This is a genomic window from Polaromonas sp. UBA4122, from assembly GCA_002381615.1.
Classification (GTDB): Bacteria; Pseudomonadota; Gammaproteobacteria; order Burkholderiales; family Burkholderiaceae_C; genus Polaromonas.
The window spans coordinates 1-21,797 of sequence record DFWY01000068.1 but is presented as its reverse complement, the minus strand read 5'-3'; the positions used below and the strand labels follow the sequence as shown (position 1 = coordinate 21,797).

Here is a 21,797-nt window from a genome sequence, read left to right as displayed (position 1 = left end):
ACACACAAATTCAGACTCTCCCCGGCAACAAGGTGCGATACTTCAACTGAGGTGGTTGAATTTCCTATCCATTATCCTTTAGAGTGTGCCCTCCTCTTTCTGACGGCTCCGCAACACCAACCGTGACCAAGTCGTAGCCCGATATCATTTGGCAAACGCACGAACCACATGACCACACTGATCTACACCCACTCCGCATGCCTTGACCACCGTCCAGGCCCGCACCATCCCGAGTCGCCGGAGCGCTTGCACGCGGTGCTCCAAGCCCTGAAGGCGCCTGAGTTCGCCGATGTGCGATGGCGCGATGCCGCCATGGGCACGTTCGAACAGGTGCTCCTGATCCACACACCGGAATACGTCGAAAACGTCAAGTCGCTGTCTCCGGCAGATGGCTTTCGTGCGCTTGACGGCGGGGACACCATCATGTCGCCGGGCACACTGGAGGCCGTAATGCGCTGCGTCGGCGCTGCCTGCGCCGGCGTGGACGCCGTGCTTGCCAAGGAGGCCGACAATGTCTTTTGCGCGACCCGACCCTGCGGACACCACGCCGAGGCAGACCGCGCGATGGGCTTTTGCGTCTTCAATCAGGCCGCGATCGCAGCCCTGCATGCACGCCACCGGCACGGCGTGAAGCGTGTGGCCGTCGTCGATTTCGACGTGCATCACGGCAACGGCACGCAGAACGCCTTCTTCGATGATCCGGACCTGTTCTATGGCTCGTGCCATCAATCGCCGTTCTATCCGGGAACCGGTGAGCGGCAAGAGTCCGGCGTCGCCAACAACATCGTCAACATTCCACTGTCACGGGGTTGCGACTCAGCCATGTTCCGGGCCCGCATGGCGAAGGAAATGCTGCCCGCGCTGCGCCGGTTTTCGCCCGATCTGCTGATCATCTCGGCCGGCTTCGATGCTCACCACCTGGATCCGCTCGGCGGGCTGCGCTTCACCGACGACGACTACCACTGGATCACCCGGGAACTGATGAAGGTGGCCGAAGAGACCGCCGACCGCCGCGTGGTCTCGATCCTGGAAGGCGGCTACAGCTTGGAAGGCCTGGCCAGCGGAACGGCAGCGCATGTCCGCGCGCTGATGGACAGTTAGCCCGTCTTTCTCACCTGGGGCCCGACACCGCGGCTAAGTGTTTGATTTGACTTGGCGCGAGGCCGGAGGTGTCGGTTTACCTTTAGTCTGTCACTTTTATACCTTAATTTGGCACTAATGGCACCTTTAATCATGGCGGATATCCGATGACAGCGTTCGCTTCGGTACGCGAAATCGGGATTCGTGTCGCAGAGCCAACTTACGACGACCTGTACACCGGGCTTTGGCATCACTCGGCTACCCCGACCAACGCGTAGCCACTACCGGTAGTACCCTTGGGCGTTAACCGGATAGCCAATTTCAACATTTGCCCAACCCCAAGGCCGAAGGCCGCTTGGTCACCACCGGGCCTTATCGCTGGATTCGCCACCCCATGTACACCTCTTTCCTGTTTGGCGCGCTGGCCCTGGCTTGGACGGAAGGCCATCTGCCGGCTTGGCTGGCTTGGTGCTGGTGCTGTCCACCAAATCGCTGCTCGAAAAGCGCTGGATACGCGAGGTAACCTCCGTTCCTACCGCAACCATTACTTCTGCGTGTAGATCTGGTCGAACGATCCGCCTTCAACGAAATGGTCTTTGACGGCCTTGACCCAGCCGCCAAAGCCCGGGTCAATCGTGAACAGCGTGAGCTTAGGGAACTGGTTGGCATATTTGGCTTTGGCTTTGGCTTTGGCTTTTGCTTTGGCTTTGTCGTCGGCGAGCAGTAGTAGTTGTGGCCTGCGATGTCCTGGCCTTCGGCAGAGTAGAGGTACTCCAGGCAAGCCGTCGCCACTTCACGCCTGCCCTTCTTGTCGACGTTATTATCGACCACCGTGACGCTGGGCTCGGCCAGGATGCTGAGGGAGGGCACCACCTCCTGGAACTTTTCGGCACCTAACTCTTTCAGCGCCTGGAAGGCTTCGTTTTCCCAGGCCAGCATCACGTCACCGACGTTGCGCTGCACAAAGTTGACGATGGAGCCACGCGCGCCGGTATCCAGCACGGGCAGGTTTTTGTAGAGCTTCCCGAAAAACTCTTTGGCCTTGGCGTCGCCGCCGTACTTGCGCTTTGCAAATTCCCAGACAGTCATGTAGTTCCAGCGCACGCCGCCGGAGATTTTGGGGTTGAGTGTGATCACCGCCAGCCGGGTCATCCCAATCCTTAATGCCTTTGGGATCGTCATTGCGCACCAGCAACACCATGATGGAGGTGCAGGGTGCCAAGCTGTGCGTCAGGCGTTTTTGCCAGTCTTTGGGGATCAAGCCGCCGTGGCTGACCAAGGCCTCTACGTCACCGGCCAGCGCCAGCGTGACCACATCGGCGTCAATGCCGTCAATGACCGAACTGGCCTGCTTGCCCGAGCCGCCGTGCGACTGCTTGATGCTCACGTCCTGGCCGGCCTTGGCCTTCCAGTATTTGGCAAACGCGGCATTGTAGTTCACATAAAGCTCGCGTGTCTGCTCGTACGATACATTGAGCAGCGTCACGGGCGGATGCTCGCTGCTGACCCTGTCAGCGCAACGGCTAATGCCACGCGGGTGGAAACATTCATAAAATGGCGGCGTGTCGTCATGATCTGCTTTCTTGATCCAGTTGCATTTGCATGCGAATTAATTAAGAAACTAAATTCTGGAAGCATCGGGTAAAAACAGGAACGAATAAGAATTCAGTTTTTTTATACCCAAAATATCTATAACTACATCTTTACGAAAGAACTATTCACATGGCACGCCTCGTTAAATGCATCAAGCTCGATAGAGAAGCTGAAGGCCTGGACTTCCCACCTTATCCCGGCCCACTGGGCAAGCGCATCTGGGAAGAAGTCAGCAAGGAAGCCTGGGCTGACTGGATGAAACAGCAAACCATGCTGGTCAACGAAAACCGGCTCAATCTGGCCGATGCCCGTGCCCGCCAATATCTGGCGCGCCAGATGGAAAAGCACTTTTTCGGTGAAGGTGCCGACGTGGTGCAAGGCTACGTGCCCCCTACCGCTTGAACCCAACCCAACCCAAGCAATAACTGCTGATGCCCGAGCGCATTGAGTGGTTGGACGACGGCACGGCGGGTGGCAGCCCTTACAGCCCGCGCTTTGGCGACCGTTATCGGAGCGAGCTCGGCGGCCTGGATCAGGCCCGCGAGGTCTTTCTGAAAGGCTGCGGCCTGCCCGCCGCGTGGGCCCGCCAGCCGCAATGGTGCATTCTTGAAACCGGCTTTGGCCTGGGGCTGAATTTTCTGGTGACCTGGCAGGCCTGGAAAGCTGATCCGCTGCGCCCTCGCCTGCTGCACTTCGTCTCGACCGAAGCCTTCCCGGCCAGCGCTGAAGATGTGTTGCGCAGTGCCCAGACCCACCCGGAATTGTTGGCGCTTGCGCAGGAGCTGCAGCGCCAGCTCTGGGGCCTGCTGCCGGGGTTTCATCGACTGGCCTTTGAAGGCGGCCAGGTGCTGCTGACGCTATGCATTGGGGACGCCAAAGCCATACTACGCGAGCAATCGTTTGAAGCCGATTCGGTCTACCTCGACGGCTTCAGCCCGCAACGCAACCCGGACATCTGGGATCTTCATACCTTCAAGGCGGTCGCGCGCTGCTGTCGGCGCGGCACGCGCGTGGCCACCTGGACGGTGGCACGCAGCGTGCGCGATGCGCTGGCGCAATGCGGTTTCGTGATGAAGAAGGTCCCGGGCACGCCGCCCAAGCGCGACAACCTGCAGGGCATCTTCCACCCGGCATGGGAACCCAAAAAAAAGCGGGCCTCCCCGCTGCGTCGGCCCGCAGCGCGTTGCGTCGTGATTGGCGCGGGCTTGGCCGGTACGGCGGTGGCGGCCAGTCTGGCGCGCCGCGGCTGGCAAGTGGTGGTACTGGATGCGGCTGCGGCGCCTGCCACTGGCGCATCAGGCCTGCCCGCCGGGATGCTGGCACCCCATGTATCGCCCGACGACAGCCTGCTTTCACGCCTGTCGCGCAGCGGCATCAGGGCGACGCTGCAACAGGCAGATGCGCTGCTGCAATCAGGTAGCGACTGGTGCCCTACAGGCGTACTGGAGCATTGCGTGGAGCACGCGCGCATGCTGCCCGCTGCGTGGCAGCAGAATTTGGCCGAAGCCGCAGGCGACTGGACGCGACCGGCGACCGCTGAGCAGCTTGCACAGGGTGGTCTACCGCCTGAAACCCCAGCGCTTTGGCATGTACAGGCTGGTTGGATCAAGCCGGCGGCGTTGGTCCAGGCATGGCTGGCAACCCCGGGCGTTGAATGGCGCGGCCATGCAACGGTGAGCCAATTAGTCAGGCAAGGCGACTCGTGGCAGGTGCTGGATGCGGCCGGGCAAGAGTTGGCCAGCGCTGAGCTGGTGGTACTGGCTGCGGGCTATGCGAGTCGCGCTTTGTCCAAAATCGAGGCTAGCGCCGAACTGCAGACTTCTCCCATGCTGGACCTGCAAGCCCTTCGCGGCCAAGCGTCCTGGGCCCTCCAGGAGCCGGGCATAGCAAGCGCGCTACCACCTTTTCCAGTGAATGGCCACGGCAGTCTGATTCCTGCGCTACCCCTCGCAGACGGACTCGCGTGGATTACCGGCTCAAGCTTTGAGCGGGACAACGCCAGCACCGAAACACGACCCGAAGACGAGCAACACAATTTCAGCAAACTGCAAACCCTGCTGCCTGCCGTTGCTCGCCAGCTGGCGGCTCAATTCAAGGGCGGCACGGTCAAAGCCTGGGCCGGCGTTCGCTGCGCAACGCCCAGTCGTCTGCCTGCGCTGGGTCCGCTGGAGCAGCCTGACTTGTGGGTGTGCAGCGGCATGGGATCGCGCGGCCTGACGCTTGCCGCACTGTGTGCAGAACTGCTGGCCGCCAGGCTGCATGCCGAGCCCTTGCCGTTGGAGCAGCGCCTAGCCGATGCGCTGCTGCCCCAATACGCTGCGCTGACGCAGGCATTGGTAGCGTGAAGATCAATTTAAGCAAAAAGTGGCTGTAGCCTAATAAGGACGGGCGCAGCCAGCTACTTAATAGATAGCATAATTACTTCATGGCGTCCGCCGGCCGACGCGCCTTCACATAAGCATCGCTGGGCATATAAGCCTTGCCGTCGGCATAGCGCCACTGCACCATGGTGCCCCTGTTGCCGCGCAGGTCCAGCTTGCCCACGTAGGCGCCCATGGTGGACTGGTGGTCTATGGCACGGAACTCAGCCGGGCCAAACGGCGTTGAGAACTTCAAGCCACGCAGCGCCGTCACCAGCTTCTCATTGTCGGTGGAGTTGGCTTTTTTGATGGCTGCAAAAATCGCCTGCATGGTGGCATAACCCACGACTGAGCCGACCTTCGGATATTCGTTAAAGCGGCGGTAGTAATTGGCCGCGAAACTGGCGTGCTCCTGCGAATCGATCTGATCCCAGGGGTAGCCGGTCACGATCCAGCCCTTGGGCGTTTCATCTTTCAGCACATCCAGGTATTCGGGCTCGCCCGACAACAGGGATACCACGGGCGTCTTGGGGAAAATGCCGCGCTGGTTGCCTTCGCGCACCAGCTTGGCCAGGTCGGCACCAAAAGTTACATTGAAGATCGCGTCCGGCTTGGCTTGCATGGTGGCCTGCAGCGTGGTGCCGGCCTCCAGCTTGCCCAGCGCGGGCCACTGCTCACCGACAAACTCCACATCGGGGCGCTTGGCCTTGAGCAGCTCCTTGAAGCTGGCGACCGCGCTCTGACCATATTCGTAGTTGGGCGCAATCGTGGCCCAGCGCTTGGCCGGCAGCTTGGCCGCCTCTTCAACCAGCATGGCCGCCTGCATGTATGTGCTAGGTCGCAAACGGAAGGTGTAACGGTTGCCTTTGTCCCACACGATGGCATCGGTCAGTGGCTCGCTGGCGATGTACACCTTCTTGTTTTTCTGCGCGTGATCGGCCAGCGCCAGCCCCACGTTGGACAAAAAACCGCCGGCCAGCACATCTACCTTTTCCTTGGACGTCAGTTCAATGGCGTGGCGCAGCGCTTCCTCAGGTTTGCCAGCGTCATCGCGTGCAATGACTTCAACCTTGCGGCCCAGCAGGCCACCGGCCATATTGATCTCTTCCACAGCGAGCTGCCAGCCCTGGCGGTAAGGCTGCGTGAACTGCGGCATGGTCGAATAACTGTTGATCTCCCCGATTTTGATCGGCGTTTTTGCTGCAGCCTGCGCCCAGGCCACGGTATTCGCGCTCGTCACAAACGCCAGCAATAGACCGCCCAGCAGGACAGATTTCTTAAATTTCACGGTTTTCTCCAAAAGTAAGCGATTCAGTCCATCGAGTCGGCACACGAGCAAGGGGCCGCCCATCATCAAAAGCGGGAATGGTACCAGCGCACATGGCCTCTAAGACACGCTGCCCTGCATAGTCACGGCATTGAGTTTAAGCAGGCACCGCCCTTGAAACCCCGAAAAACCAGAACAACAACCGAAAAATAAGCTTATTCGCATAACGGTAGAACAAATGTGTAGTTTGGTTTCATAAGCTGCGCATTTATATTTTCCGGCTTATGCATGAATTTGCCTTCGTATTTGCCGGATTTGCCGTTGGCCTCGTAGTGGGGCTGACGGGCGTGGGCGGCGGCTCGCTGATGACGCCGCTGCTGATATTCGCTTTCGGCATCAAACCCCATCTGGCCATAGGCACCGACCTGCTGTTTGCCGCTTTCACCAAAATGGGCGGCACCATCAGTCTGGCGCGCGCCCGGATTGTGGACTGGCGCATTGTGGGCCAAGTCGCAGCGGGCAGCCTTCCGGCCTCGCTGATCACCCTGTATGTGTTGCAGCGACTCGGGCCAGCCAACCCGGCGACCCAGACGGTCATGACCACGACCCTGGGCCTGGCCCTGCTGCTGACGGCCGTTGCGACCTTCTACAAAGTCCTGCGCGGCAAAGCGGTTCCCAAAGCCATTGCCCCCGAACTGATAGGCCAGGCCACGCGCGCGCGCCATTGGGCGCAGCCTGTGCTATTTGGCGCAGTCATCGGCACTCTGGTCACCATCACCTCGGTCGGCGCCGGTGCCATTGGTGTGCTTGTGCTGATGATGCTGTACCCCGCCCTGCCCCTGCCGCGCATCGTAGCGGCCGACATCGCCCATGCTGTCCCGCTCACCTTGGTGGCGGGCCTGGGGCATGCCTCCATAGGCTCGGTGGACTGGCCTTTGCTGCTCAAACTGCTGGCCGGTTCGCTCCCCGGCATTTGGGTGGGCTCACACCTGATGCGTAAAACGTCTGACCGAGTCATCCGCTCACTGCTGTCCCTGCTGCTGGCCTATGCCGGCGTGAAGCTTATTTCCATCTAGACCGCCCCATTTTCATTTAGCCCCTGACAGCCATGTACCAATACACAGAATTTGACCGCCAGTTTGTAAAGGCCCGCGCCAGCCAGTATCGCGACCAGCTGACGCGCTGGCAGGCTGGCCAGCTGGCCGAAGACGAATTTCGCCCCCTGCGCTTGCAAAACGGCTGGTACGTGCAGCGCTATGCGCCCATGCTGCGTGTCGCCGTGCCCTACGGTGAACTCTCCAGCGCCCAGCTGCGCGTGCTGGCCACCATTGCGCGCGAGTATGACCAGCCCAATGCCGCCCTGTTCAACGGTGCACAGGCCGCCCAGGACAAGCTCGGCGCGATTCCCCTGAAAAGCGGCCAGTCCGTGCGCTCCAAACTGAGCAGCGGCTACGCCCACTTCACCACGCGCCAGAACATGCAGTACAACTGGATTCCGCTGGACAAGTCGGCCGATGTGATGGACCTGCTGGCCAGCGTCAATATGCACGGCATCCAGACCAGCGGCAACTGCATTCGCAACATCACGAGCGACGAGCGAGCCGGCATTGCCGCTGACGAGATTGCCGATCCCCGGCCATTTGCCGAATTCATGCGGCAGTGGAGCACATTGCATCCTGAATTCGCCTTTTTGCCGCGCAAGTTCAAGATTGCCGTGACCGGTGCCCTGGAAGACCGTGCCGCCACGGCATGGCACGATGTCGGCCTGCACCTGATCAGGAACACAGACGACGAACTGGGTTTCAAGGTGCTGGTGGGCGGCGGCATGGGCCGCACCCCAATCATTGCCACCACCATTCGCGAGTTTTTGCCATGGATGCAGCTCCTCAATTACCTGGAAGCCATCGTGCGGGCCTACAACCGCTTTGGCCGCCGCGACAACATTTACAAGGCGCGTATCAAGATACTGGTCAAAGCAGAAGGCCAGAACTTCATCGATCAGGTAGAAGCCGAATACAGGGATATTCTGGAACTCGATGGCGCACCGCACACCATCACCCAGGCCGAACTCGACCGGGTCTCAGCGTCGTTTGTGGCGCCCAAGCTGACTTGCAACCGCAGCGACGCCGAGACCAAAATTGCCAACGTGCTGCGCGCAGCGGCTGAGGACGATGTGGAGTTCTCGCGCTGGCTCCAGCAAAACGTGGCCCCGCACAAAAATCCGGATCTGCGTATCGTCACGTTGTCCTTCAAGCGCCTGGGCCAGGCGCCCGGCGATGCCACGGCCGATCAGCTCGACATAGCTGCCAACCTGGCCGACCAGTTCAGCGCCGGTGAAGTGCGTGTCACGCATGACCAGAACGTCGTACTGCCGTGGGTGCGTTGCGACCAGTTGCCCGGTCTCTGGAAAGCCGCCCGCAAGGCCGGCTTTGCCCGCCCCAACATTCGCCTGCTGACCGACATGATTGCCTGCCCCGGCGGAGATTTCTGCTCGCTGGCCAATGCCCGCTCCCTGCCTCTGGCGGAAGCCATTACGCAGCGTTACCAGGACCTCGACGAATTGCACGACCTGGGCGAGATTGATCTGCACATCAGCGGCTGCATCAACTCCTGCGGCCACCATCACAGCGGCCACATCGGCATTCTGGGCGTGGACAAGGACGGCAAGGAGTGGTACCAGATCACGCTGGGCGGCTCGGACGGCTCCACGCTCTCGGGCGCGCCTGCGACCGGCAAGGTGGTCGGCCCCTCGTTTTCAGCCGCTGAAGTGCCTGAGGTGATTGAAGCCGTGCTCAATACCTATCGCGACCAGCGCGTGATGGTCAACGACAAGCAGGAAACCTTCATCGCCACGCTGCGCCGGGTGGGTGCGGAGCCCTTCAAGGCCGCTGCCAACGCGGCGCGTTTTAGCGCCACCGTACCCGACCAAGCGACCCAAACCGTCTGAAATCCCTAATTACTATGAAATTAATAGCTGCTTCCGCCCATTCGACGGGTGCCACAGGCCAAAATATCATTGAACTGGCGAATCACGCCGACCCATGTACCTTGTCGCTCGTCGGGGTTGAATGCATAGCCCTGGATTTCCCCAAGTTCACCGATGGCCGGGCGTTCAGCCAGGCTTTTTTACTGAGCCGCCGCCTCGGCTTCAAAGGCGAGATACGCGCCACGGGCGATGTACTGGCGGACCAACTCGCACAAATGGAGCGCAGCGGCTTCACCACCGCCGTGCTGCGGGCCGACCAGGACTTGGCCGTTGCCCAGCGCGTGCTCAGCAACTACCCGGGCTACCGCGTGGGCCGCTACCAGGGCGATGCGGTTCAGGTCAGTCCCCATTTCGCGAATTAGCAAGGAGCCCGCCATGAATGCCATTTCACTTTACGCCAAGCCATCGGCCAACTTTGCTCAAAAGCTAAACGCCAGCAAGGCGCTGCTCCAATCCGCCGCAGCGCAGTATGCGCCGCTGACGCAGGCCTCCAGCCTGGGAGCTGAAGACATGGTGGTTAGCCATCTGATTCTTGAGGCCGGCATCGCTTCGAGCATTTTTGTGCTCGACACCCGCATGTTGCATGCGCAAACGCTGGCGCTCGTGGGGCGACTGGAAGAGCGTTACGGTGTGCAAGTCGATGTTTATCAGCCAGACCCGGTAGTGACCGAGAAATTTGTCGCTGAATTTGGCAACGACGCGATGTACAAGAGCCTGGAGCTGCGCAAGGCTTGCTGCGACTTCCGCAAGATGGTGCCGCTGGAGCGCGCCCTGGCCGGCAAAAAGGGTTGGATCACGGGCTTGCGGCGCGAGCAATCCAGTGCCCGCGCCGAAGTGCACGACATCGAGCCACAGGCCGAGCGCGCCAAGATCAACCCGCTGGCCGACTGGACCTGGGGTGATGTCTGGCATTTCATTGCCATCAACAACATCCCCTACAACCCGCTGCATGATGAATTTTTCCCCAGCGTGGGCTGCGCGCCCTGCACGCGCGCCGTGACGCTGGGTGAAGATTTCCGCTCGGGTCGCTGGTGGTGGGAGCAGGAAAGTGCCAAGGAATGTGGCTTGCATGTGGACGCTGACGGCACCCATGAAGCGCAAGAACCCGCCGCTTTCGAACCCACTTCCAGCACTGTTTCCAGCACTGTCTCCTGCATCATTCCCATCAGGCAGATCCCCGCATGAACGCCCGTACCGAACCCCAAGTGCTCAGCAAACTGAGTAACGCGCATCTCGATTCGCTGGAGGAAGAAACCATCTTCATCCTGCGTGAAGTGGCCGCCGCCTTCGAGCGTCCGGCCCTGCTGTTTTCGGGCGGCAAGGACTCGCTGGTGATGCTCAAGTGCGCCGAGAAGGCCTTTGGCGTCGGTCGTATTCCCTTCCCGCTGCTGATGATAGACACCGGCCACAACTTTACAGAAGTGACCGATTTCCGGGATTTGCGCGCGAAAGAGCTCGGCGCCGAGCTGATCGTGCGCCATGTCGAAGACTCGATGAAGCGCGGCACCGTTCGCCTGGCCCATCCCGGCGAGTCGCGCAATGTGCATCAGTCCGTCACGCTGCTGGAGGCGATTGACGAGTTCCGCTTCGATGCGCTGATAGGCGGCGCGCGACGCGATGAAGAAAAGGCCAGGGCCAAAGAGCGCATCTTCTCGCACCGCGACAGCTTTGGCCAGTGGCAGCCCAAGGCTCAGCGCCCCGAACTCTGGACGCTGTTCAACACGCGGCTGCAACCCGGCGAGCACTTCCGGGTGTTCCCGATTTCGAACTGGACCGAACTAGACGTGTGGCAGTACATCGAGCGCGAGCAGATCGCGCTGCCCTCGCTGTACTACGCGCACCAGCGCAAGATCGTCGAACGCAAGGGCCTGCTGGTGCCCGTGACCGAACTCACACCAGCGCGTGATGGCGAGCAGGTGCTTGAAAAAACCGTGCGTTTCCGTACCGTGGGCGACATCACCTGCACCTGCCCGGTCGACAGCCCGGCCACCACGGCAGCCCAGATCGTGATCGAGACACTGGCCGCCAACGTGAGCGAACGCGGCGCCACGCGCATGGATGACAAAACCTCCGACGCTTCGATGGAAAAGCGCAAGAAAGACGGGTACTTCTGATGAGAACTATAGATTTAATAGCAGGTAGCGCACAGCCCACGGGTGCTACAGGCCAAAATGACCTTAGATCCGCACTGAAATTCATCACCTGCGGCTCGGTCGATGACGGCAAAAGCACCTTGATCGGCCGCCTGCTGGTGGACAGCCGCGCGGTGCTGCAAGATCACCTGGCTGGCGTGCAGCGCGGCGGCGAGACCGACCTGGCCCTGCTGACCGACGGCCTTTCGGCCGAGCGCGAGCAGGGCATCACCATCGACGTGGCCTACCGCTACTTTGCCACCGAGAGCCGCAAATTCATCATCGGCGATGCACCGGGTCATGAGCAGTACACCCGCAACATGGTCACGGCCGCCTCAAGCGCCGACGCCGCCGTGGTGCTGGTAGACGCCACCAAGCTCGACTGGAAGAGCGCGTCGCTGGAGCTGCTGCCGCAAACCCGCCGTCATTCGCTGCTGGTCAATCTGCTGCGCGTGCCTTCGATCGTGTTCGCGGTGAACAAGCTCGATGCCGTGCAAGACCCCACCCTTGCTTTCAAAAACATCAGTGCAGCGCTGACAGCATTTGCCCAGGCCGCGAAGATACCGGTCAAGGCCGTCGTTCCCATATCTGCGCTGATTGGCTACAACGTGGTCGACGCCAGGCCCGGCTGGTGCGGCTACGAAGGTCTGTCGCTGCTGCAACTGCTCGAACATTTGCCCGCCACACCGGCGGAGACGACCGAAGCCTTTGCCTTCCCGGTACAGTGGGTGGAGAAATTCTCTACCTCGTCCGACACCACCCAAGGTCGTCGCGTCTTCTGGGGCCGCGTTGCCACCGGTGGTGTGCAGCCAGGTCAGACCGTGACCGTCCTGCCGAGCGGGCAAACCGCCGTCGTGGCCCAGGTACTGGACCATACCCGCCAGACTAAATCCATCCAGGCTGGCCATGGTGCGGGCATCGTGCTCGACCGGGAAGTAGACGTCTCCCGTGGCGACTGGCTGCTGGCCACCGACGGTTTTGAGCCGCCCCTGGGCACGCGCCAGATCGCCGCCACCGTCGCCTGGATGGACGACGAGCCACTGGTGCCGGGTCGCCTGTATTGGGCGCTGCAGGGTCACCGCTGGGTCAAAGCTAAAATTAAACGCATCGTGAACCAGGTCGATATCAATACACTGGCGAGCCATGAGGCCACGCAGTTGGAGGCCAATGCGATTGGCGTCGTCGAGTTGGCCCTGCTGGAACCCATTGCGGCCCTGCCTTACACGCAGTCCCGCGTCCTGGGTTCGCTGGTGCTGGTGGATACGGCGTCGCACAAGACCTCTGGCGCAGCACTGGTTCTCTAAGAAAATAACGCACCTTTAACGCACTCCGCTTAACCCTGTTGCCGGAAACCTCTTAAAATCAAAGGTTTCCACCGATCAGCCAACACAAAAATGACACACATCGTCTCCGACTCCTGCATCCGATGCAAATACACCGACTGTGTGGATGTCTGCCCGGTGGACTGCTTCCGCGAAGGCCCCAATATGTTGGTGATTGACCCCGACGAATGCATTGATTGCGCCGTATGCATTCCGGAATGCCCGGTCAATGCCATCTATGCCGAAGAAGATGTGCCGTCCGATCAGTTGCAGTTCATCAAGCTCAATGCCGAATTGAGCCGTGCCGCAGGCTGGAAAAGCATCACCAAGCGCAAAGACGCCCTGCCTGACGCCGAGGAATGGAAAGACAAGACCGGGAAGCTGAATGAGCTGGTGCGCTGAAGTTAGCACGCTGCCGCTACATACCCGAGCCGTTTAAAAAGCAAGTCCAAAAAGAACATGGAACCTCAACTGAATCAAGAAGTGATCAACACCGCAGTCCAGCACGATGGCACCATCGAAACCGATGCCGTCATTGTGGGCGCCGGCCCTGTAGGCCTTTTTCAGGTGTTTGAGCTGGGTCTGCTCGAGATCAAGGCCCACGTGATCGATTCCCTCGCCTATCCCGGTGGCCAATGCATTGAGCTCTACCCCGACAAGCCGATTTATGACATTCCTGCCGTGCCGGTGTGCACCGGCAGGGAGCTGACCGACAACCTGCTCAAGCAGATCGAGCCGTTTGGCGCAACATTTCACTTCGGTCAGGAAGTCAGCGTTGTTGAAAAGCAGGAAGACGGGCGCTTCTTTGTTGAAACAGCCAAGGGTACCCAATTTCTGACCAAGACCATTTTTATTGCAGCAGGGGTAGGCGCTTTCCAGCCCAAGCTGCTGCGGGTCGAGGGTCTGGAGAAGTTTGACAACAGCCAGCTGTTTTACCGTGTCAGAAACCCGGCTGACTTTGCCGGCAAAAACCTGGTCATCGTCGGTGGTGGTGATTCTGCCCTGGACTGGGCCTTGAACTTTGTGGCCGAAGGTCCCCACAAGGCCGAAAGCGTGATTCTGATTCACCGCCGTGACGGCTTCAAGGCAGCGCCCGCCAGCGTGGCCAAAATGAAGGAACTCTGCGACGCTTACGAGATGCAGTTCATCGTAGGCCAAGTCACAGGCTGCGATGAAAAAAACGGGAAACTGACCGGCGTCAAGGTCACCGGTGCCGATGGCGTGACCCGCGTCGTACCGCTCGATGTGATGCTGGTGTTCTTTGGCCTTAGCCCCAAGCTCGGGCCGATTGCCCATTGGGGTCTGGACATCGAGCGCAAGCAGCTCAAGGTCGACACCGAAAAGTTTTCGACCAATGTGCCAGGAATTTTTGCGGTCGGTGACATCAACATCTACCCCGGCAAGAAAAAGCTGATTCTGAGCGGTTTCCATGAATGCGCGCTGGCAGCGTTTGGCGCTGCGCCTTTCATCTTCCCGGACAAAAAAATCCATCTGCAATACACCACGACCAGCCCCAAGCTGCACAAGGTGCTGGGCGTTGAATCACCGGTGTTTGACTGACACCGCCATTAACGCCCCCGCATGCAGGCCCGCCTTTGTGCGGGCTTTTTTGCGGTTTTTTTGCCTCGCCAGCCACCATTTCCGGCAAGGTTTTCTGGCCGACAGGTTTCAAAACAATCTGCGCATTAATCCGTTCTACAATTCGCGTTGTGTTCGCAAGAACACTTTCGCTGGGGGTGTTGCTGCAATTCGCTTTTGTGATTGGCGGTGACTGAGAAAGTCCCTTTGAACCTGATTGAGGTAATCCTCGCGCAGGGAAGCATGTTCCAGACGCCCACCCATCCGGGCTTCAAACAAGCCGACCTGCCATTGACGAACGGAACGGCTGATGGCCTCGACTCCAATATCCTCTGCTGGTGGCAACACCGCACTCACGCCGCTGCCCAAAAGTGACCGCCTTTTCGGCTGGAGCGATCATGCGGCGCTCTGGCTCAGTCTGGGCGTGGGCCTGCTCGTCATACAGATCGGCGCCTACCTGGTGCCGGCGCTCGGCACCAAGGCGGCCTTCACGGTCATCCTCTGCGGTTCGGTTCTGGGTGCAGGCTTGCTGGCCTGGACCGCCAAGATGGGCTGCGACAGCGGCTTGTCCAGTGCCGGCCTGATGCACGCCACTTATGGCAGCAGCTTCGCGCGCCTGCCCGTGCTGCTGAACATCGTGCAGCTCATTGGCTGGACCACCTTCGAACTGGTCGTCATGCGCGATGGCACCGTAGCCATCGCACGCCAGTCAGGCAGTTTTACGGGGGCCATTTGGCCGCTACTGGCGACTTTGCTCTGGGGGGCCGTATTGCTGGCTTTGCTGTCAGGCTCCATGGTGAAACTGGTGCGCAAATTCATTGGCCGCTACGGCCTGCCACTGGTCATTGCCTCACTGCTGTGGCTGAGCTGGCAGTTCCTTGCCAAGGCCAGTGCCCAAGGCTTGGCGGCGCTGTGGAATCGCCCCGGTGTGGGCGGTATGAGCGCGCTGTCGGCGCTTGATTTGGTCATCGCGATGCCGGTGTCGTGGTTGCCGCTGGTAGCCGACTTTGCGCGCCATGGGCGTGATGGCAACAGTGCCCTGCGCGGCACATGGCTCGGTTATGCCGTCGCCAACATCTGGTGCTACGCGCTGGGCGTGCTGGTGGCGCTCACAACGCCCAGTACTGACCTGGTGGCTGCGCTATTACTGGCGCAAGGCGGCCTGATCGCGCTGGGGCTTATCTTGATTGACGAGGTGGACAACGCCTATGGCGACCTTTACTCGGGCGCTGTCGCGGGCCACAGCCTGAAGCCCGGCTGGAGCGTGCGGCGCTGGGGCATGGCGCTGGCCGTGCTGTGTACAGCGCTGGCAGGGGTGCTGCCCATGCACAGCCTTGAGCCGTTTTTGCTGATGCTCAGCTCGGTGTTTGTACCCCTTTACGGCGTCATCCTGGCGCGTCTGGCCGGACAGGCCAACGTGGTGTCGCTGATGACAGAACGCAGGGTGAACTACAGCGCACTCGTGATCTGGCTGCTCGGCGTTGCTTGCTACCACCTGTATGCGCAACTGGCACCCAACTGGGGCGCCGCCCTGCCCACGTTGGTGCTGACTTTTGTGCTGGCGCGAGTCACCCGTGCCCGATCCAGCAGTTCAGGTGTCAGCGTAGCGGCTTGAGCCGCATGGCCTGCGGCGCGTAGCCGTGGTTCAGTGGCCCACTACCCGCGCCGGTGCGCACTTTGGCGCCGCTCTCAAGCGCAGCGCGCACATAGGCGCGCGCTGCCTGCACCGCCTCCAACAGGGTTACGCCCAGCGCCAGCTGCGCTGCAATGGCTGACGACAGCGTGCAGCCCGTGCCATGGGTGTTGGCGCTGTGAATACGTGGCGCACGCATCCAGTGCAGTTCACCGTTTTGCGTGACCAATAGATCACGCACCACATCGCCCGCCAAATGCCCACCCTTGAGCAACACCGCCTGCGCGCCCATGGCCAGCAACTCCTGCGCAGCCGCTTCCATATCGTGTTCGCTGATCAACGGCCTGCCGACCAGCAAAGAGGCCTCGTCCAGATTCGGCGTAACCACGCCGGCACGCGGAAACAGCTCACGTACCAGCGCTGCAATGGCCGGATTTTCAATCAGTACGGCACCGCTGGTAGCCACCATCACCGGGTCGAGCACCACTTTTTTAAGCGCATGGCGGTCTATCGCCTCGGCCACCGTCTGCACAATGTCCGGGGCATGCAGCATGCCTATTTTCACGGCATCCAGCCCAATGTCTTCGACCACTGCATCAATCTGGTCACGTAGCATCTGCGGCGGGACACCATGAATGGCCCGCACACCCAGCGTGTTTTGAGCGGTCAGCGCGGTGATCGCCGTCATGCCATAGCAACCCAGCGCGGCAAAGGTTTTCAGGTCTGCCTGAATGCCGGCGCCACCGCTGCTGTCGGAGCCCGCGATGGAAAGAACGCGCGGGTATTCAAATTCAAAAGCTTCGTCAGTCATCCGTTTATCTCCGTGCTTTTAGCGCTTCATCACACAATGACCTGAGGCCCATGGCAGCGGCATGTGGGTCGCTCGCCGCGCACAGCGCGCTCACCACGGCGAGGCTGTCGGCCCCGGCACGCAGCACCTCGCGGGCATTGCCCGCATGAATGCCGCCTATGGCTACCAACGGCAAGTGGGTGGCGGTGCGCACCAAAGTCAGGCCCTCCAGGCCCCAAGACTCCTTGGTGTCGGTCTTCGTCGACGTGGAAAAGATCGGACTCACACCAAGGTAATCCACCGGCAGCACGGCGCTTTGCAACACATCGTCCATGGACTCTACAGACCAGCCGATAAAAACTTCCATTGGTAACAGCTTGCGCGCTTCATCCACCGGCAGGTCGCTTTGGCCCAGATGCACGCCCTCAGCGCCGCAGGCCAGCGCAATGTCAATACGGTCGTTAATCACCAGCGGCACGCGGTGCGGCGCCAGCAGTGCTTTCAGCATCAGGGCTTGCGCCAAAAACTCACGGGTGCCCAAGTGCTTTTCGCGCAGCTGCACGCAGCTGACGCCGCCCTGCACTGCGGCACCGACCACATCGGCCAACGACCGGCCAGCCGCGAGTGACTGGTCCGTGACCAGGTACAAGCGCAAGACATCAGGGTTCAGCCTTGCCACGCTATCACACCATTGTCACCACGTTGCCAACTCCAGCTTGAGCCGCGTCTCAAACGTGGCCCGGTCCAGCAGTTGCAGTTCGTCGAGCAGGCTCACCGCCATGCTGCCCACTCCCAGGCCGCGGGCTTGCACCTTCTCGGCCGCTACTTCACCCACAACTCCAAAAAAAGCCATGGCGGCCGTGGTGGCGCGCCATGCATCGGGCTGCACTGCGCAGAACGCACCGACGAGTGCGGTAGCCGAGCAGCCGACACCGGTAATCCGTGTCATCCATGAATGGCCGTTGGACAGGCGGGCCCATCGCTTCTGGGCGTCAAGAACGTGGTCAATTTCGCCACTCACACAGACCGTACCCCCGGTGCGCCCCACCAGCGCCTGCGCTGCTGCCAACGCGTCGTGGGCAGCAGCGCTGCTGTCAACACCGCGCGTTTTAACGGTCGCCCCAGCAGTACTCATTATTTCAGAACCATTGCCACGAATCACCGTGGGCGACGCGATGGCCAACAGGCTTTCCAGCATTTGGTTCCGGTAAGGCGTGGCACCAGCGCCCACCGGGTCAAGCACCGACGGAATTCCGCGCTGCGTGGCAGCCGCCAGAGCCAGCTTCATGCTGTCAACCCAATAAGGGTCGAGCGTGCCAATGTTGATCACCAGCGCCTGAGCGATACCGACCATGTCGCGCATTTCCTCGTGGGCATGGGCCATGACGGGCGAGGCGCCAGCCGCCAGCAACACATTGGCGTTGAAGTTGATCACCACCAGGTTGGTGATGCTGTGCACCAGCGGGGACTGTTCACGAACAGCCACGACATCCGACCAGAGATCTGCAACAGAAAGATTGGTAGCCATTTTTTTCCTTTGGGCGCGAGCAGGAGTCGGAGAGAAGTACCAGGGAGTCCCCGTGATACTGGCAAGTTGACGGCGCCACCTTTCACATCCGGTGCAGTCCGTCCCCGGCGAAAGAGCTTGCCGCTGGTGATTATGGCGGAATGCAGGGTTGTTGCCGACACTCACATACCGCTGACAAACCAATGGATGGGTCAACACGTTGATAGGAACAGTCTTCTGATAATAAAGTCCCGATCGCGTCGTATGTGGTCGCAATTTTGTTCATCGTTGTTTTTGTATTCTTCTTTGGTATTGTCCATGGCACTCGCAGCAGCTCAGAAGGCCATGCCTGATGGTAACGTCGTGGTAAGGGTGTGCGCCGCATAGCCCCAGAAATAGGTTTTTACCGGTATGCCTGAGAACTGACGGCAAAACTACGCTAACGGATGGCGCGTTCGTGGCCCGGCCGCTACGCTGGGTGTCACTTCCGGGCGGTAGAGGATTTGCAGCGACAATCACGCAACCCACAAATAAGCTGATGACTGCCGAATACCTGATTGACCAAGCCGTGATGCTGGCCTACCGATGGGCGGGTTACGCCCTGTTGAACTGGGCCGATGATGCCGCAATACTGGCACTGATGTTCTGCTGAGAGATTGCCTGAGTCCGTAAAAGAGTGACCGCCGCGTGCGTTTTTTTATTGTATGGTGTTGAGGCTCGATTCTGGAAATCCGCTTGCATCCGCCGTTGCATCTGGAACTCAAGGATGGGAAAAAAGCCCCGCTACACTGTTTTTGTAACTACGTGTAGGCGCCGGTCCACTATTGACCATCGTGCCGACACAAGGACTGACCAGCCGTTTTCGGCATAGAGACATATCTGGTGCGGGCCTTACCGAGTTCGGGGTGGTCGACTCAACATCGGCAGCGGTACCACCAACTGATCAAGCAGGTATCGGCGCCAACACGGGGCCTTGGCTCTGCAGTCGTTGATAATCACGATCCTATATGTCCAACGAGAATTTACCCAACACAACGGTTCAGCGTCTGTCGCGCGTGCGTTGGTCCGCACTCACCTTGATGGCTGCTGGGTTGTTGGGAATTTTGGCGTTGCACTTGCTACTGGCGTTGGTGGCCGGCTTGGCCGCCTTCGTGCTACACCGCCGCTTGGTCGGCTCGCTCCAGCGGCAGTTCACGCCCCGTCGTGCACACGCACTGGCCCTGTTGCTGGTGCTGCTGGCCTTCGCTGCCAGCCTCGCTGCCGTGGCCGAAGGTCTGGCCGAGTTGTCAGCAGCCTCGGCCTCGGGAGGCTTGCCACGATTGATGCAACTCGTGGCCGATACGCTGGACAAGCTACGTACCAGCCTGCCCCCGTGGCTCGCCTCGCGGCTGCCGGTTTCGGCAGCCGCACTGCACGACATGGCGGCCCAGTGGTTGCGCACCCACGCCACCGAGGTCCAGTTGTGGGGCAACCACACGCTGCGCGGACTGGCCTACGTGCTCGCTGGTCTCGTGATCGGCTTCCTGGCCAGTGCGACCGGTACTGCTGCGCCCCCAACGGCCTCGCCTTTCATGCTGGCTTGGCGCGGCCGCTTGCAGCAACTCGCGCAGGCCTTCTCGGACGTAGCCGCAGCGCAGCTACGCATCGCGGCGGTGAATACGATCCTGACGGCGCTGTACCTTTTTCTGGTCTTGCCCCAGCTAGGCCAGGAAGTCCCGCTCTCCAGCACGCTGGTGGCTATAACCTTCTTCGCAAGTCTGCTGCCCGTGGTAGGCAACCTTATTTCGAACACCGTGATCGTGGTGGCCAGCCTGACGGTCTCGCCCTGGCTCGGACTGATGTCGCTCGCCTTTCTGGTCGGCGTGCACAAACTCGAGTATTTTCTCAACGCGCATATTGTGGGTAGCCGGATCCGAGTAAACACCTACGAGCTACTCGCCGCCATGCTCATACTCGAGGCCGCATTCGGATTGGCTGGCCTGGTTGCCGCGTCGATCTACTATGCGTGGTTGACCAGCGAGATGCGTGCGCATGGCCTCGCCTGACCCAGCACAGGAAGGCGCGCCTGAACGTCCGCCTTCCGCAGTGGCGTCGAAGCTGACGGCCGCAGCAAAAACTACCCAATTATGGCTGTGGGCCGCGCTGGCTGGTGCGGTCGCGGCCGGCACCACAATAGGGTTTCGGTTTCTGATCCAGTGGGTTGAGTGGCTCGCCACGGGGCACACAGGTAGCCTGGTCGAAGCAGCACGTTCGCTGGCACCATGGCAACGGTGGTGCGTGGGGGCTGTGGGCGGGCTGCTGGCCGGCACGGTCCTGCACATCGGCAAGCGCTGGGCCGAGCGCGGCCCAGCCGGCGCCGAACATGTGGACTACATCGACGCGGCCCGCCGAGGGCAGGTGGCCCTGAACGACCGCACAACGCTCACCCGTAGCGCGTCGGCCTTGCTGTCGGTAGGCACCGGCGCATCGATTGGCCGCGAAGGACCGATGGTGCAAATGGCCGCCTGGTTGACGTCATGGATCGCCCGGCTTTCGCCGCTGCCGCCCGACCAGCAAAACGCGATTTTGGTCTGCGGCATCGCGGCCGGCATCGGCTCGGCTTACCATGCGCCGGTGGCCGGTGTTGTCTTCGTGCTCGAACTCGCGCTGGGCTTCTTCGCTCGCCACACGGTGGCCCCGGTGTTGATCGCCGCCTCCACCTCCAGTGCGCTGATCTACTGGCTGGTCGAGCCCAGCCCCCTGTACGTGATGCCATCCGTCGCGCTGCTGCCGACCAGCATGGAAGCGGCCCTGGTCGTCGGGCTGCTTTGCGGCGGCGTCGGCTGGGCACTGCTGGAGCTGCTGGAATACAGTCGGCGGGGTTTCGTCCGCATCGAATCGCCGGCGGTGCGCCTGGGTCTGGGCGGCCTGCTTGTCGGCGGCCTGTCGGCGGCGGTGCCCGAAGTCTGGGGCAACGGCTACAGCGTGGTATCCCAGGTGCTGCAAGGCGACCAGACCTGGCAATGGGTCGCGCTGATTTTTGCGATGAAGGTCTTGGCCACGGTGCTCAGCACCGGCTCCGGTGCGGTGGGCGGTGTGTTCACGCCGGTGCTGTTCGTAGGCGCCACCAGCGGTTACGTGATCGCACATGTTGCCGGGCTTTGGCTGCCCCCTGCCCTAGTCGGTGACCCGCGGGTGATGTCCGTGATCGGCATGGCCGCAGTTCTGGCGGCGGTGACGCATGCACCACTGATGGCTATCGTGATGGTGCTGGAGATGACCAACCAGTTCCAGCTCACCGTGCCGGTGATGCTGGCCTGCGGCGTGGCCTATGCCATCAGCACGCAGTTCGGCGCGAGACCCATATATGGGAATCCGATCGAGGCCATCCGATGACCCCCGAGACGTCGCCCTTATTGGAGTAGTAAACAAGCCAAGTCTTGTTAATAGATTCTGAAAACACTGCATCAAGCGGTACTTCTGACAACTGAGATCTGCCGGGTGTCAATCGAGTGGCCTTGTCGCCCAGATAAAGGCGTGTTGTGGGGGGGAGAGTCTGAATTTGTGTGT

At 60.8% G+C, this 21,797-nt stretch carries 19 protein-coding genes and 1 pseudogene; 15 read left to right on the top strand and 5 right to left on the bottom strand.

Annotation, left to right across the window (positions count from 1 at the left end; all coding sequences use genetic code 11):
- The first annotated feature begins 168 nt into the window (after positions 1-168).
- Both B3F77_RS09070 and B3F77_RS09065 read left to right on the top strand, forming a co-directional pair.
- Positions 169-1,101, top strand: coding sequence for a histone deacetylase family protein (locus B3F77_RS09070; protein WP_293604645.1), 933 nt, complete (start codon positions 169-171; stop codon positions 1,099-1,101).
- A 307-nt stretch (positions 1,102-1,408) separates the two neighbouring features.
- Positions 1,409-1,603 carry a methyltransferase family protein gene (locus B3F77_RS09065; protein ID WP_349678404.1) on the top strand — a complete coding sequence of 65 codons (195 nt, stop codon included), beginning with the start codon at positions 1,409-1,411 and terminating at the stop codon, positions 1,601-1,603.
- A 21-nt stretch (positions 1,604-1,624) separates the two neighbouring features.
- Here B3F77_RS09065 and B3F77_RS09060 read toward each other — a convergent pair.
- Positions 1,625-2,652, bottom strand: a pseudogene (locus B3F77_RS09060) (sulfate ABC transporter substrate-binding protein).
- Positions 2,653-2,802: 150 nt separating this feature from the next.
- Here B3F77_RS09060 and B3F77_RS09055 point away from each other — a divergent pair.
- Positions 2,803-3,075 (top strand): oxidative damage protection protein, encoded by a 273-nt coding sequence (locus tag B3F77_RS09055; RefSeq protein ID WP_293604644.1) that lies wholly within the window; start codon positions 2,803-2,805, stop codon positions 3,073-3,075.
- A 29-nt stretch (positions 3,076-3,104) separates the two neighbouring features.
- Positions 3,105-5,018 (top strand): FAD-dependent 5-carboxymethylaminomethyl-2-thiouridine(34) oxidoreductase MnmC, encoded by a 1,914-nt coding sequence (gene mnmC, locus B3F77_RS09050; protein WP_293604643.1) that lies wholly within the window; start codon positions 3,105-3,107, stop codon positions 5,016-5,018.
- Between the two features lie 73 nt (positions 5,019-5,091).
- Here the strand turns inward: mnmC and B3F77_RS09045 are convergent, their stop codons facing one another.
- Positions 5,092-6,384 carry an ABC transporter substrate-binding protein gene (locus B3F77_RS09045; protein ID WP_414702985.1) on the bottom strand — a complete coding sequence of 431 codons (1,293 nt, stop codon included), beginning with the start codon at positions 6,382-6,384 and terminating at the stop codon, positions 5,092-5,094.
- 200 nt (positions 6,385-6,584) lie between these two features.
- Here B3F77_RS09045 and B3F77_RS09040 point away from each other — a divergent pair, with 200 nt between their 5' ends.
- The 9 genes from B3F77_RS09040 to B3F77_RS09000 all read left to right on the top strand — a co-directional run bounded on the left by B3F77_RS09040 (position 6,585) and on the right by B3F77_RS09000 (position 15,933).
- The gene (locus B3F77_RS09040; RefSeq protein ID WP_293604641.1) at positions 6,585-7,376 is read left to right on the top strand and encodes a sulfite exporter TauE/SafE family protein; all 792 of its coding nucleotides are present in this window, start codon (positions 6,585-6,587) and stop codon (positions 7,374-7,376) included.
- 32 nt (positions 7,377-7,408) lie between these two features.
- The gene (locus tag B3F77_RS09035) at positions 7,409-9,247 is read left to right on the top strand and encodes a nitrite/sulfite reductase (protein ID WP_293604640.1); all 1,839 of its coding nucleotides are present in this window, start codon (positions 7,409-7,411) and stop codon (positions 9,245-9,247) included.
- Between the two features lie 14 nt (positions 9,248-9,261).
- The gene (locus B3F77_RS09030) at positions 9,262-9,648 is read left to right on the top strand and encodes a DUF934 domain-containing protein (RefSeq protein WP_293604639.1); all 387 of its coding nucleotides are present in this window, start codon (positions 9,262-9,264) and stop codon (positions 9,646-9,648) included.
- A 13-nt stretch (positions 9,649-9,661) separates the two neighbouring features.
- Entirely contained in the window at positions 9,662-10,471 is an 810-nt protein-coding gene (locus B3F77_RS09025) for a phosphoadenylyl-sulfate reductase (RefSeq protein WP_293604638.1), read from the top strand.
- Positions 10,468-11,400, top strand: coding sequence for a sulfate adenylyltransferase subunit CysD (gene cysD / locus B3F77_RS09020; protein ID WP_293604637.1), 933 nt, complete (start codon positions 10,468-10,470; stop codon positions 11,398-11,400). Before B3F77_RS09025 ends, cysD begins: the two co-directional genes overlap by 4 nt.
- Entirely contained in the window at positions 11,400-12,722 is a 1,323-nt protein-coding gene (locus B3F77_RS09015) for a sulfate adenylyltransferase subunit 1 (protein WP_293604636.1), read from the top strand. Before cysD ends, B3F77_RS09015 begins: the two co-directional genes overlap by 1 nt.
- A gap of 90 nt (positions 12,723-12,812) precedes the next feature.
- Positions 12,813-13,142, top strand: a complete 330-nt coding sequence (gene fdxA / locus B3F77_RS09010) for a ferredoxin FdxA (protein WP_293604635.1) — start codon at positions 12,813-12,815, stop codon at positions 13,140-13,142.
- A 57-nt stretch (positions 13,143-13,199) separates the two neighbouring features.
- The gene (locus tag B3F77_RS09005) at positions 13,200-14,300 is read left to right on the top strand and encodes an NAD(P)/FAD-dependent oxidoreductase (RefSeq protein WP_293604634.1); all 1,101 of its coding nucleotides are present in this window, start codon (positions 13,200-13,202) and stop codon (positions 14,298-14,300) included.
- A gap of 328 nt (positions 14,301-14,628) precedes the next feature.
- Complete coding sequence (locus tag B3F77_RS09000) at positions 14,629-15,933, top strand: purine-cytosine permease family protein (protein ID WP_293604633.1); 1,305 nt, start codon at positions 14,629-14,631, stop codon at positions 15,931-15,933.
- On the opposite strand, the gene thiD is transcribed toward B3F77_RS09000, so the two are convergent.
- The 3 genes from thiD to thiM are packed head-to-tail and all read right to left on the bottom strand — an operon-like array spanning position 15,917 to position 18,269.
- Positions 15,917-16,762, bottom strand: coding sequence for a bifunctional hydroxymethylpyrimidine kinase/phosphomethylpyrimidine kinase (gene thiD / locus B3F77_RS08995; protein WP_293604632.1), 846 nt, complete (start codon positions 16,760-16,762; stop codon positions 15,917-15,919). The two genes, B3F77_RS09000 and thiD, sit on opposite strands and share 17 nt — an antisense overlap.
- 4 nt (positions 16,763-16,766) lie before the next feature.
- Positions 16,767-17,420 carry a thiamine phosphate synthase gene (thiE, locus tag B3F77_RS08990; protein WP_293604631.1) on the bottom strand — a complete coding sequence of 218 codons (654 nt, stop codon included), beginning with the start codon at positions 17,418-17,420 and terminating at the stop codon, positions 16,767-16,769.
- 15 nt (positions 17,421-17,435) lie between these two features.
- Positions 17,436-18,269, bottom strand: a complete 834-nt coding sequence (gene thiM, locus B3F77_RS08985; RefSeq protein WP_293604630.1) for a hydroxyethylthiazole kinase — start codon at positions 18,267-18,269, stop codon at positions 17,436-17,438.
- Positions 18,270-19,255: 986 nt separating this feature from the next.
- On the opposite strand from thiM, the gene B3F77_RS08980 reads away from it, so the two are divergent.
- Complete coding sequence (locus B3F77_RS08980; RefSeq protein ID WP_293604629.1) at positions 19,256-20,293, top strand: AI-2E family transporter; 1,038 nt, start codon at positions 19,256-19,258, stop codon at positions 20,291-20,293.
- Positions 20,280-21,623 (top strand): chloride channel protein, encoded by a 1,344-nt coding sequence (locus B3F77_RS08975; RefSeq protein ID WP_293604628.1) that lies wholly within the window; start codon positions 20,280-20,282, stop codon positions 21,621-21,623. The genes B3F77_RS08980 and B3F77_RS08975 overlap by 14 nt, the downstream gene beginning before the upstream one ends.
- Positions 21,624-21,797: the final 174 nt, after the last annotated feature.

Excerpts from the sequence above, each read along its gene's own strand:
- thiM (WP_293604630.1), bottom strand. The coding sequence starts at position 18,269 with ATGGCTACCAATCTTTCTGTTGCAGATCTCTGGTCGGATGTCGTGGCT.
- mnmC (WP_293604643.1), top strand. The coding sequence starts at position 3,105 with ATGCCCGAGCGCATTGAGTGGTTGGACGACGGCACGGCGGGTGGCAGC.
- B3F77_RS09000 (WP_293604633.1), top strand. The coding sequence starts at position 14,629 with ATGGCCTCGACTCCAATATCCTCTGCTGGTGGCAACACCGCACTCACG.
- B3F77_RS09070 (WP_293604645.1), top strand. The coding sequence starts at position 169 with ATGACCACACTGATCTACACCCACTCCGCATGCCTTGACCACCGTCCA.
- fdxA (WP_293604635.1), top strand. The coding sequence starts at position 12,813 with ATGACACACATCGTCTCCGACTCCTGCATCCGATGCAAATACACCGAC.
- B3F77_RS09045 (WP_414702985.1), bottom strand. The coding sequence starts at position 6,384 with ATGGGCGGCCCCTTGCTCGTGTGCCGACTCGATGGACTGAATCGCTTA.
- B3F77_RS09030 (WP_293604639.1), top strand. The coding sequence starts at position 9,262 with ATGAAATTAATAGCTGCTTCCGCCCATTCGACGGGTGCCACAGGCCAA.
- B3F77_RS09040 (WP_293604641.1), top strand. The coding sequence starts at position 6,585 with ATGCATGAATTTGCCTTCGTATTTGCCGGATTTGCCGTTGGCCTCGTA.
- B3F77_RS09035 (WP_293604640.1), top strand. The coding sequence starts at position 7,409 with ATGTACCAATACACAGAATTTGACCGCCAGTTTGTAAAGGCCCGCGCC.
- B3F77_RS08975 (WP_293604628.1), top strand. The coding sequence starts at position 20,280 with ATGGCCTCGCCTGACCCAGCACAGGAAGGCGCGCCTGAACGTCCGCCT.
- B3F77_RS09025 (WP_293604638.1), top strand. The coding sequence starts at position 9,662 with ATGAATGCCATTTCACTTTACGCCAAGCCATCGGCCAACTTTGCTCAA.
- thiD (WP_293604632.1), bottom strand. The coding sequence starts at position 16,762 with ATGACTGACGAAGCTTTTGAATTTGAATACCCGCGCGTTCTTTCCATC.
- B3F77_RS09015 (WP_293604636.1), top strand. The coding sequence starts at position 11,400 with ATGAGAACTATAGATTTAATAGCAGGTAGCGCACAGCCCACGGGTGCT.
- B3F77_RS09005 (WP_293604634.1), top strand. The coding sequence starts at position 13,200 with ATGGAACCTCAACTGAATCAAGAAGTGATCAACACCGCAGTCCAGCAC.
- B3F77_RS08980 (WP_293604629.1), top strand. The coding sequence starts at position 19,256 with ATGTCCAACGAGAATTTACCCAACACAACGGTTCAGCGTCTGTCGCGC.
- cysD (WP_293604637.1), top strand. The coding sequence starts at position 10,468 with ATGAACGCCCGTACCGAACCCCAAGTGCTCAGCAAACTGAGTAACGCG.
- B3F77_RS09055 (WP_293604644.1), top strand. The coding sequence starts at position 2,803 with ATGGCACGCCTCGTTAAATGCATCAAGCTCGATAGAGAAGCTGAAGGC.